The following is a 12,305-nucleotide window of genomic DNA, read 5'->3' on the forward strand; positions in this document are numbered from 1 at the left end:
TCCACAGAAAATCTATTCTATCATTACTAGCGCCTTTTGTATTTCTAATATTATTCTATTTTCAAATTAATCATTGTAGTGAGTTATCGTATTTTTGTAAGTACAAAAACTACTTTTACTATGCGATTTTGGGAGTCAAACATGTACAGTTCTTTTTATAAAGTCTTACTAATAGGTCTTTCTAGCTTATCTTCTTTTGCTCAAAAAATCACTTTTTACCAAGATATCCAACCTATCTTTCATGCCAATTGCGCGGGTTGTCACCGTCCTGGAGAAGCGGCACCTTTCAACCTGATTACTTATGAAGACATCAGCAAACGTTCGGACTTCATCAAAAAAGTAATCACATCCGGCTATATGCCCCCTTGGCGTGCCAATGATCAATACACTCATTTTGCCAACAAAAGACAATTGAGTGACGCTCAGATACAGGCGGTTATATCGTGGATTGACACTGACATGCCTAAAGGAAAAATCAACCTTGATGCAGAGAAAAAGCTCCTCGATCGTACGGATGCTGGTACAGCTTATCACCGTAAGCCTGATTTGACCCTCAAAATGGATAAAGCTTACCTCCAAAAAGGTGACGGGGAGGAGCGATTTATGGTATTTAAGATTCCTTTTGAGTTACCCGCCGAAGCCAATGTAGAAGCAGTGGAGTTTGTATCAAACAACAAAAAAATCATTCACCATGCCAACTACGCCGTCCACCCGGTGGAAGACCCTACCATAGACCTTCATAATACAGTCTCTCAAATAAACCTTGGCACTGACGAAAAATATACTTACGACCAATGGCTCCCCTACAAAAAGAAAATGGTGTACTATGGCGGCTGGATTCCAGGGTCTTTTTATGAATCGTATTCAGCGGGAGTAGGCTGGAAAATGCCTCGTCGCGGTGTAATTTTGCTTACGATTCATTTCGGTCCATCGGGCAAAGACGCAGAAAGTTTTAACGGCGTCAATTTCTTCTTCAAAACTGAGCCTATCAAACGCACCGTCAAAGTGATTAGTTTGGGCTCGGGAGGCATCGGACAAAAAGATATTGACCCACCCCTTATGATTTTTGCCAACGACAAATCTACGCATCATCTTCAAGTGACCAATCGCAATGAAGATATTTCACTGCTTTACATTTGGCCTCACATGCACCAAATCGGAGCCGAATTTAAAGCCTACGCCATGAATCTTTCAAGAGATACCATTCCGCTTGTACATATTCCCAATTGGGATTTTAGATGGCAAGAACTTTACCGTTATCAACAACCCGTCATTCTCAAACGTGGCACAGTCATCCATATAGACGGCACCTACGACAATACCGCCGAAAACCCCGCTAATCCTTTTAAGCCGCCAAAGCTTGTGCTTTCAAATGGCGATATGCGAAGCGACCAAGAAATGCTTACGTTGCTTCTGGTATATGTGCCTTATGAAGAGGGGGATGAAAACAAAACTTGGGAATAAACATTTTACTGGCAATTATGACTGGATTCAATCGATATTTACTCAGCTCTGTTGGAATAGTTTTCTTGCTTTCCCTTAGACTTCTACCTTCCGACTCATCGTCTGATTGGAAATTTTTACCGGCTCCAGTTGATGCTCCTAAGCAGCAGCCTCAAAATTCAGTGCCACTTTTTAAACTCCTCTCTCCTACTCACACAGGCGTTAATTTCATCAATACCATTACAGAAAATGACTCTCTCCACATTTTCAGGTATGAATATCTTTACAATGGTAATGGGGTCGGAGTAGGAGATTTTGATAATGATGGCTTACCTGATTTGTTTTTTTCGGGCAATACCGTTTCTCATAAGCTTTATCTCAACCGCAAAAACCTCCAATTTGAAGATATTACAGTAGCTGCGGGCGTAGGAGGCAATGGTACTTGGGGCACAGGCGTATGTGTCGTGGATATCAATGGTGATGGATTGCTCGACATCTATGTTTGTCATTCGGGTAAATTCCCTGCCGAAAAACTCGTCAACGAGCTTTTTATCAATCAAGGTTTACAAAATGGTGTACCTGTATTCAAAGAAAGTGCACGTGAGTTTGGGCTAGACTTGCCTGGGACACAAAGTACCCAAGCTGCTTTTTTAGATTATGACCTTGACGGTGATTTGGATGTGTTTGTACTCAATCATTCCAATCATACTTACAACCCTCTGCTCAATACCCGTACTACTCGCTCTACTCCTGACATGCGTTTTGGTAATCGTTTGCTAAAAAATGAAGACGGTAAGTTTGTGGATGTGACTTTGAAAGCGGGTATTATCAACAATCCCCTCAATTTTGGCCTTGGGGTAGTAGTCTCGGATGTCAATCACGACGGGTGGCCCGATATTTACTCTACCAGCGATTATACCGAGCAAGACTGCCTTTATCTTAATCAAAAAAATGGCACCTTCAAAGAGTCGTTAAGAAGCAGTATGGCACACATTTCCAAATTTTCGATGGGGGTCGATATTGCCGATTACAACAACGACCTACTCCCCGACGTACTCACGCTTGATATGCTTCCTGAAGACAATCAACGCCAGAAAATGCTCAAAGGGCCTGATGAATATGACCAATACAAACTCCTAATAGACAGCGGCTATTATCATCAAAATATGCGCAATATGCTCCAACTGAACCTTGGGAATAGAGCCAAAGAAGTAGATGAAAACCCGGCAAAAAGCGCTCCTGCATTTTCAGAAATAGGCCAATTAGCCGGCATTTCTAATACCGACTGGAGTTGGGCAGGTCTATTGGCCGATTTTGACAACGACGGTTGGAAAGATTTGTTTGTATCCAATGGCTATTTGCGCGATTTTACGGACATGGATTTTATGAAATATACCGTTGCCGAAGCCAAACTCAACTATGCATCTCGGGGTATTCTCGATTTTCAGACCTACGATTTGGTCAAAAAAATGCCTTCCAATCGTCTCGTCAATTATGTATTTCGGAACAATCGTGACTTAACATTCTCCCCAAAAAACCAAGAGTGGGGCATCACTAATCCGTCGGTTTCGACGGCAGCAGCTTACGCTGATTTTGACGGAGACGGCGATTTGGATTTAGTGGTTTGTAATCAAAATGAAGCGGTTTCTATTTACCAAAATCAAAACGAAACCCAACAACAAAAAAACAATTTCCTAAAAATCAAGCTTAAAGGAGCAGAACGTAACACGATGGCCTTGGGCACAAAAGTCATCATAGAAACTTCTGAGGGCAAACAATACCAAGAAATGTACCCCGTAAGAGGCTACCAAGGTTCGGTAGAACCTTTACTTTGTTTTGGGCTAGGCACTCATTCAGTGGCTAAATCAATAACCGTCTATTGGCCCAATGGCAAAGGCTCTTTTTTGCAAAATGTACCTGCTAATCAATCCATTGAAATAACTCAACAATCCGCCACCGAAACTTCTGCCTTGACGATTTCAACTAACGAAGGTCTTTTTACAGAACTAAATGCGGACCATGTACTTCCTTTCAAACATATTGAAAACGACTTTATTGATTTTAAAGTAGAAGTGCTTATTCCTTACCAACTTTCGCGTTTGGGACCTGCCTTGGCCAAAGGAGATGTAAATGGCGACGGCTTGGAAGATATTTTCTTGGGAGGGGCAGTAGAACGAATGGGCGAGCTGTGGCTACAGCGTCCCGACGGAAATTTTCAACGTAGTCCGCAACAAGCTTGGAAACCCGACGCGGCAAGTGAAGATGTAAATGCCTTGTTTTTTGACGCAGACGGCGACCAAGACCTCGACCTATACGTAGTGAGTGGTGGCAACGAATACGAATCTGGCTCTCCTGAGTACCAAGATCGCCTCTATCTCAACGACGGCAAAGGGAATTTTCAGCGGACGAGTGCGGCCATTCCAGTCATGAACGATAGCAAAATGGCAGTGGCAGCCGCAGATTTTGACCAAGACGGCGACCTGGACCTTTTTGTGGGAGGACGCGGAAAAGCAGGTTTTTTCCCTTTACCTTCGGTTAGTTTTTTATTAAGAAATGATACCAAAAAAGGCAGCAATGCTCCTGTATTTACGGATATTACGGACCAAATCGCCCCTTCGCTACGCCTCATTGGAATGGTGCAAAGTGCCATTTGGAGTGACCTCAACAATGACAAATATCCAGAGTTGATAATCGCAGGAGATTGGATGCCCGTTTGTATTTTTCAAAATAAAAATGGCAAACTTACCGACATCTCCTCTAATAGTGGTCTAGCCAATACCGAAGGAATGTGGGCTTCCTTGTTGGCGACTGACATTGACAACGATGGCGACATAGACATTGTAGCTGGCAATGCAGGACTCAACAATCAGTTTAAGGCATCAAACAAAGAACCCATGAGTATCGTTGCTGCCGACATCAACGACGATGGTGTCATTGATCCTATTTGGAGTTATTTTATCCAAGGCAAAAGCTATCCTGCCGCCTCCCGCGACGAGTTGCTGGATCAAGTTACGCCACTACGCAAAAAATTCAACCGTTATCACCTTTATGCCAATGCTACGATAGAAGATATTTATTCTACCAAGCAACTCTCTTCTGCCAACACCGTAAAATGTAGGCAATTGTCATCGGGCATTTTTATCAATGAAAAAGGGAAGTTTACCTTCAAAGCCTTTCCCATCGAAGCACAATTTTCACGGATTAGCAGTATTTTATACGAAGATTTTGACCACGACAATCATAAAGATTTGTTATTCATTGGCAATTTTCACCCATATCGCGTACAAATGGGTCCATGTGATGCTAGTTTTGGACTTCTGATGAAAGGCAACGATAAAGGAGATTTTAGGCCTCTACTTCCTGCTCAAAGTGGCCTTTGGGCCAACGGAGATACTCGCTATGCCACTTTTATCAAAACAGCAAAGGGTTCGCAAAGGCTAATAATTGGTCAAAATAATGACAAGCTAAAGATTTTTGAAATTAAGTAATATTTCCCATGCTTACCATACCTTGGCCCAAAGCCCTGTTTATATTTTTGATAATGTGCTTTCGCCTTTCCAACATTAAGGCACAAGATACTGCTTTCGAAACTGCTACCTTTCATGAGGCACATCTACACCTTACAGATGTAATTGTGACGGATATTCTTAGTCCCCCAGTAGCCTCACGGGTATATATGTACGCCCATGTGGCAGCTTACGAAGCCCTCATAGCTACTACTCCTTCAACAAGCTACCTATCACTCGCTGGGCAACTTCGTCAGCTTTCTGCCGTGCCGGCTCCACCTAAAGCCCTCAATCCTGCCATAGCAGCGCTTGAAGCATTTTTAGTGACGGGACGTAGTATGATTTTTTCAGAACAAATGTTTGATGAAAGAGTCGCTAAAATCTGGCTGAGTTTCCAGCAAAAAGGCTACAATAGCACCCTCGTAGAAGCATCTCGTGCTTATGGCCGCCAAGTCGCTGAGCATATTCTGGCTTGGAGCTCGCAAGACAACTACAAAGCCACTCGTGCCATGCGTCGATATGCGCCTATCAAACGTGTGGGGGCGTGGTTGCCTACTCCTCCGGGTTATATGGCGGCTATTGAACCATATTGGAATCGTATCCGAACGCTAGTTCTGGATTCAGCGGCTCAATTCAAACCCCTACCCAATCCACCTTTCAATACGCAACCTAGCAGTGATTTTTATAAATTGGCCAAAGAAGTGCAGCAAACGGGAATAAATTTAACCCCCGAACAAACCCTCATTGCCAGCTTTTGGGATTGTAATCCTTTCTTTCTCAATACCCAAGGCCACCTTAATTTTGGCACAAAAAAGCTCTCTCCTGGCGGACATTGGTTGTCAATTGCGGGACAAGTAGCTACCCAAAAGCAGGCCGATATGCACAAAAGTAGCGCCGCCTATACACTTACTTCGATAGCCTTGTTCGAAGGTTTTATCAGTTGTTGGGACGAAAAATACCGTTCTAATGTCATTCGCCCTGAGACTTATATCAACGCCTACATCGACGAAAAATGGCGGCCTTTGCTGCAAACACCGCCTTTTCCCGAATATACGAGCGGCCACAGTGTCATTTCGTCGGCGGTGGCGGTAGTACTTACAGCATGGTTTGGCGATAATATTGCGTTTTTGGATGCGACCGAAGTCCCTTACGGGCTGCCAAAGCGTCAATTTCAATCGTTCAACCAAGCTGCCGAAGAAGCGGCCATTAGTCGCTTATATGGTGGCATTCACTATCGCCCCGCTATCGAAAACGGACAAAAACAAGGTCAACAAATCGGAGAATATATACTTAAGAGATTGAGGATAAGAAAATAAAGAGGAATATTACATCATAAAAAATAAAAACCTCCTTACCCATCTTGGCGCAGCACCTCCAATGGCGAGCGCGACAAAATCCCCCAACTATTAATGATTCCGATAATGACCGTAATGGATGTTACAACCAAAAACACAATAAGTATTGGCAAAAATTGAGGAGTGAAAGGCGTTTCAAAACTAAAGTAAGCCAAGGCCCAGCTACCAGCTACCGCCAACAGAATCCCCGTACTGGCTGCCAAAGTTCCCAAGAAAAAATATTCCAAAGCCGTAATCACTAAAATCTGCCGACGGCTTGCTCCCAATGTCCGTAAAAGAATACTTTCCCGAATCCGTTGGTATTTAGAAATAAGCACCGATGCTATCAGCACAATCAGCCCCGTAAGGATACTAAAACCCGCCATAAAACGAATCACAAAGCTGATTTTGGTAGATATTTCGTCCAACACGGTAAGAATCAATCCTAAATCAACCATCGATACATTGGGAAATTGCTGCACCACGGTCTGTTGAAAACGCGCCGATACCTCATTGTTGGGTACGTGGGTCAATAGCACGTGAAACTGAGGGGCTTCTTCTAATACGCCTTTGGGAAACAACACCAAAAAGTTGGTCTGTACACCACCCCAATCTATATCTCTATAGCTCGCTACGACGGTGGTCAAAATCGTACCTTGCACGTTGAAAGTAAGGGTATCGCCTATATCTATGGCGTTACGCTCGGCATAGCCATCTTCTATCGAAATCGGCACTGCTGCACTAAAATCCTTGACTTCATCTACCCATTTGCCCTTCACTATTTTTTCACTCGAAATGAGCGAATCGCGGAAGGTAACGCGGTATTCGCGGCTAAAAAGGCCCCGCCAGCGGCGGGTAGTGGTGTCTTTTAAAGCTTCGATAGAAGTTTGTCCGTTGAGTTGTTCCAAACGCATCGTCACAATCGGAACCGACTGCAAAACGGGCAGTTGCTGTTGTTTCAACAATGCTGTAACGGCTGTTTTTTGAGGACTTTGAATATCAAAAAGCACCATATTGGGCTGGTCGCCGTCAGTAGAGAGTTTGATACGGTCGAGCAAAATCGTTTGGATAAAAATAAGGGTACAAATAAACATCGTCCCTAGTCCTATCGATACCACCAAAATAATGGTTTGATTGTTGGGACGGTACAAATTTGCCAGACCTTGTCTTGCCAAATACCCCCAAGCTGAGGGAAAAAATCGCCGAACAGCCCACATCAACAATGTTGCCATTGCGGTCAACAACAAAAAAGCAAAGGTTACTCCTATAGTAAAGGCCAAAGCATCGGTCCATTTTTTCATTTGAAGCCACGTAAACCCAAACACAAAAAGCAAAATGAGGGCATATATGACCCATTTAAGCGGGTCTTTGCTCAATGTGACGTTTTCAAAAGATTCACGTAATACATTCAGGGGAGAAATAGTACGAATGGAGATAAGCGACAAAAGCGCAAAAAGATTGGAAATAATCACGCCCAACAAAATCCCTTGTCCAATCGATACCCACGAAAGAGAGGTCTCTAATTCAAAGGGCAAAAAGTCTTGCAAAACAGCAGGCAAAAATTGCTGAATAATCGCTCCCAAACCGGCACCAAGTAGGGAACCAAGAAGCCCTATTCCCGAAATTTGAATCAAGTAAATCAAAAAAGCCTGTGATGCCTTCACTCCCAAACAGCGCAAAATGGCTATCGAACTGATTTTTTCGCGGATGTAAATATGAATGGCACTCGCCACTCCCACGCATCCCAACAACAACGCAATAAAACCTACCAAACTCAAAAAGCGCGTCAAGTCCCGGAATGTACGACCCGTATCTTGTTTTTGGCTTTCTACGGTTCGGAAATTATAATTTTCGGCTTCGAGCGTAGGCTCGATTTTTTTGACAAGTTGTTCGATATTGGTTTTAGGGGCAAACTTAAAATAATACCGATACACGATCCGGCTTCCTTTTTGGGCAAGACCTGTTTGAGTAAGATATGACAACGGAATATAAACCGAAGGCGCTACAGTAGCAGCAATGCCCGTTTGGCCGGGGGCCTTGGTAAGGATACCCGCAATCAAAAAAGTTACCTCTCCTACCTTGATAGAATCACCCACTTGAGCCTGGTACTGAAGCATCAAAGTCTGATCAACAAGGGCGGCTTTTTGATTTCTAAAGCTTTTGGCCGCCGTTGTAGGCGTAGTTTCGAGTTGGCCATAATAAGGAAAATCGCCCTCCAAAGCCCTCACTTGCGCCAGTCGTGTACCTGCACTTTTAGGGAAATAAATCATCGACGCAAAACTCCGTTCTTCTGACTGCTGCCCGCCTAATGAATCAATCAACGCCGCTATTTTGGGAGCAGGAGGTGTATTGTCGGATAGTTCAAGGTCGGCACCGAGGAGTTCGGCGGCTTGCCCATCGATATTTTCTTGGAGATTATAACCCAATGAATAAATCGCTACCAACGCCGCAATACCCAAAACGATAGAAGAAATAAAAAGCAACAATCGAGAATAATTGCGGCGGCTATCGCGCCAAGCCATTTTGAGTAGCCAACTGAAGTTTGTTTTTGAATTCATGTTAGGTTTTGTGCAGACTTTAAATTTGATTCAGACTTGCCAAGTTTTAAAAACTTAGCAAGTCTTTTATTTTAAGAAACAACAACATCAGACGCGACCTTCCCACCTTTAATACGTACAATGCGCTGAGTCTTAGCGGCTAGCTCAAGATTGTGAGTTACAAGCACCAAGGTCGTTCCGGCTTCTTTGTTTAAGTCAAAAAGTAGTTTCTCTACCTTCTCACTCGTTTCGGCGTCAAGATTCCCGGTGGGTTCGTCCGCAAAAAGAATTTGGGGTTGGTTAGAAAAAGCCCGCGCCAACGATACCCGCTGCTGTTCGCCTCCACTGAGCTGCGTAGGATAATGATGCCCACGATCAGCCAAACCTACTTTGTCTAACAAGTCTAGTGCTCGACTTTTAACGTTTTTTTCACCCCGCAATTCGAGCGGGACCATTACATTTTCGAGAGCCGTAAGGGTAGGCAACAACTGAAAGTTTTGAAAAATAAAACCTACGTAGCGATTACGGACATCGGCCAATTGGTCTTCGTTGAGGTTGTTGAGCCTGATTCCGTTGAGTTCTACACTCCCTGCACTCGCTCTATCCAAACCTGCACACAAGCCCAACAAGGTGGTTTTACCGCTTCCCGAAGGTCCCACAATCGACAATATCGAACCTGTTTCTACCGAAAAGTTGACCTCGTCTAACACTTTCAAATCTCGATTTCCGCTGCGATAAACCTTACTGACTTGCTGAAGTTGGAGTATATTTGCCATGAACGTTTTTTGGTTTTATTTTGTCAATGCGAAAGAGTTACCTCTTAAATTTGGGAATTAGGCGATTCGTCACCAATTTTCGACTCTTATGATTGTCAATTACCTACTTTACAAGGTATCAACTTACTGATAAACAAAATACATTATGTCCAAAATAGTTTCAATATCCTTGCTTTATTTTTTGGTGATGATTATGTTAGGTTGTGGTAATGGAGAAAAAAATACCGAAAATAACAGCACTCCATCCCAAAATAAGGCAGAGACCTCATCCCAGAAAACCAAAAATATATTGATTTTTGGCAATAGCCTCACCGCAGGCTATGGCCTCGAACCTACCGAATCGTATCCTTCACAACTACAAAACCGCTTGGATTCACTCCATTTGCCTTACAAAATCATCAATGCAGGATTAAGTGGAGAGACTACCTCAGGAGGCAATAGCCGCTTAGATTGGGTACTCAAAAACCCCGTTGACATCTTTATTTTAGAACTTGGCGGCAACGACGGCTTACGTGGCATTCCAGCTACCGAAACCCGTAAAAATCTCCAAGCGATGATTGACAAAGTAAAAGCCAAATATCCCGATGCCAAAATCATCTTGGCAGGAATGCAAGTACCTCCTAGCATGGGCAAAAAATACGCCGATGAGTTCAAAGTCATTTATACCGAATTAGCGCAAAGAAACGAGGTAGCACTGATTCCTTTTTTGCTTGAAAATGTAGGAGGTGAAGTCAAACTCAACCAAAAAGATGGTATCCACCCCAATGCCGAAGGTGCCAAAATAGTAGCCGAAAATGTATGGCAAGTATTGAAGGGGCTATTGGAAGAATATACAGGTTAAGAAGTGACGTTTGGTCATAAGTTTGCCAACACAAAGGGAATACCTACCCCTCGTCCCGACATGATGTCGGGACGCAAACGGCATAAAGTCTCCGACTTTCTAAAGACTACTTACCGCTACAAACATCAATGGTTTGAGGAGTATAAATCCAACTTAATCATTTTAGTAAGATGACCTATTTATTTATTACAGTACTAATGGTATTCTTTTTGTGGCTACTTTTCTCTCCTAAAAAGAAAAAGCATATTCTTAGTAGTACGACCCCTAATATATCCTCAAAAAACAATCAATTTATTCTAACGGAAGATATTGATAATATGGCTAAAATCATTTTGAAGGAGCAATATCAAGAATTCGCAGATGTAATAAGTTTATTAATCACTGAAAAAGAAGAAGCATATAAAAAACTTTCGAAGCTTTACCGTCTTTTTAAAGATTTTGAGAATGAGCCTGTAGGTTCTTTAGATGGGCTTTTAATACTAATTGAGGTTGCTACAAAATTCAAAAAGATTGTACCTGTTGATTGGAGTGGAGAATATAACGAAAACGACCTTAAAAATCATATTCTACTAAACCTTGATAATACCAATCTATCTTGGACAAATTATGAAACTTTAGAAGAAAGATTTTTAGATGCTACAAACGGTTATGGGGATTATGATCCCAAAGGCAGATTTCTACAGCATCAATTTGATGAATTGATTAAAATATTAAAGCCAATACATGCTAATTTGCTCAATCTAAATGATTTTGGCGACCAATATAATCTTTTTCTTGCTTCCGATTCAGATTTAAAGCAATTAGATAAATATATCCAAAAGGGAGAAATCATTGTGATAGAAGATATAGTTAATGCTACAAAGCAAGAAAACGACTGGAAAAATATTTAACTATATACCCCTCGTCCCGACATCATGTCGGGACGCAAACGGCATAAAGTCTCCGACTTTCTAAAGACAGCTCCTATCGCAAACATCAATAGGTATTAGAATCTCCTACTCCAAAGTAACCTTCCAAGTTCTTTCAAAACTTTCCTCAGAAGATAGTGCTATGATACCTTCTTTTTGAGTGATGTCTTGTGTGTGAGCTACGGAATCTGCAATACCACACCACGGCTCAATACACACAAAATCAGCGTCTTTGGCAGCCCAAATCCCCAAATAAGGAAAGCCTGCAAAATCAAATCGAAGTGAATGCGGAGATTTGGGGGAGTACAACAATACACTTTGGGAACGGTAATTTTTAAACACAAGCGCATCTTCATAAAACAACGCTTTTGATAAAAACAAATCGGTCGTTTGTGAGGCCAACAACACAGGCTCGGTTTGTATCAACCCCTCCGAAGTAAGAGGCCATCTTGCCAAATCTTCCCTTTCGTCAAAACACAACGAATAATCCTCATAACTAGCACCTTCGGTCAAAGGGACTTTGAAAGCGGGATGTCCTCCTACCGAAAACCACATCGTATCTTGTCCTGCATTTTCAACCAAATAACTCACACTCAAACTATTGTCTCTTAAAACATACCGAATCCGAAAAGCAAACTCAAAAGGATAAACCACCAACGTACTTTCATCATGGGTAACTATAAAAGTAACCGAATCATTTTCTTGCTGCTCTACCGTAAAGACCTTGTCCCGTGCAAAACCATGCCTCGGCAACTGATACGCCTGCTGATTGAAGTAATAGGTATTGTTTTTGAGCCCTCCCACGATTGGAAAAAGTACGGGCGAATGCTTTCCCCAAAAGGCTGGGTTTCCTTCCCACATAAAATCAAGTTGGGCCGCTTTCAAAAATAAGCTAGTAAGCTCAGCACCTTTGGGATTAATCTTTACCAAAAGAAAATCATTCTGAATCGTAATCATGGG

The 12,305-nt window shown here is 42.5% G+C and carries 8 protein-coding genes; 5 read left to right on the forward strand and 3 right to left on the reverse strand.

Annotation, left to right across the window (positions count from 1 at the left end; all coding sequences use genetic code 11):
* Positions 1 to 141 precede the first annotated feature (141 nt).
* Genes P1X15_RS08730 through P1X15_RS08740 form a run of 3 tightly spaced genes read left to right on the forward strand, consistent with a single transcriptional unit; the run spans position 142 to position 6,265 of the window.
* The gene (locus P1X15_RS08730) at positions 142 to 1,464 is read left to right on the forward strand and encodes a cytochrome c (RefSeq protein ID WP_277337764.1); all 1,323 of its coding nucleotides are present in this window, start codon (positions 142 to 144) and stop codon (positions 1,462 to 1,464) included.
* A gap of 17 nt (positions 1,465 to 1,481) precedes the next feature.
* A complete protein-coding gene (locus P1X15_RS08735; RefSeq protein ID WP_277337765.1) occupies positions 1,482 to 4,931 on the forward strand; it encodes a VCBS repeat-containing protein in 3,450 nt (1,149 codons plus the stop codon).
* Positions 4,932 to 4,939: 8 nt separating this feature from the next.
* Positions 4,940 to 6,265 carry a vanadium-dependent haloperoxidase gene (locus P1X15_RS08740; protein ID WP_277337766.1) on the forward strand — a complete coding sequence of 442 codons (1,326 nt, stop codon included), beginning with the start codon at positions 4,940 to 4,942 and terminating at the stop codon, positions 6,263 to 6,265.
* Between the two features lie 35 nt (positions 6,266 to 6,300).
* Here the strand turns inward: P1X15_RS08740 and P1X15_RS08745 are convergent, their stop codons facing one another.
* A complete protein-coding gene (locus P1X15_RS08745) occupies positions 6,301 to 8,841 on the reverse strand; it encodes an ABC transporter permease (RefSeq protein WP_277337767.1) in 2,541 nt (846 codons plus the stop codon).
* 71 nt (positions 8,842 to 8,912) lie between these two features.
* A complete protein-coding gene (locus P1X15_RS08750) occupies positions 8,913 to 9,596 on the reverse strand; it encodes an ABC transporter ATP-binding protein (RefSeq protein WP_277337768.1) in 684 nt (227 codons plus the stop codon).
* 145 nt (positions 9,597 to 9,741) lie between these two features.
* Between P1X15_RS08750 and P1X15_RS08755 the strand changes: the two genes are divergently transcribed.
* The gene (locus P1X15_RS08755) at positions 9,742 to 10,437 is read left to right on the forward strand and encodes an arylesterase (protein WP_277337769.1); all 696 of its coding nucleotides are present in this window, start codon (positions 9,742 to 9,744) and stop codon (positions 10,435 to 10,437) included.
* Between the two features lie 170 nt (positions 10,438 to 10,607).
* A complete protein-coding gene (locus P1X15_RS08760; RefSeq protein ID WP_277337770.1) occupies positions 10,608 to 11,327 on the forward strand; it encodes a hypothetical protein in 720 nt (239 codons plus the stop codon).
* 105 nt (positions 11,328 to 11,432) lie between these two features.
* On the opposite strand, the gene P1X15_RS08765 is transcribed toward P1X15_RS08760, so the two are convergent.
* Positions 11,433 to 12,302 (reverse strand): aldose 1-epimerase family protein, encoded by an 870-nt coding sequence (locus P1X15_RS08765; RefSeq protein ID WP_277337771.1) that lies wholly within the window; start codon positions 12,300 to 12,302, stop codon positions 11,433 to 11,435.
* Between the last annotated feature and the right edge of the window lie 3 nt (positions 12,303 to 12,305).

It is taken from the genome of Runella sp. MFBS21, from assembly GCF_029433105.1.
Lineage (GTDB): Bacteria > Bacteroidota > Bacteroidia > Cytophagales > Spirosomataceae > Runella.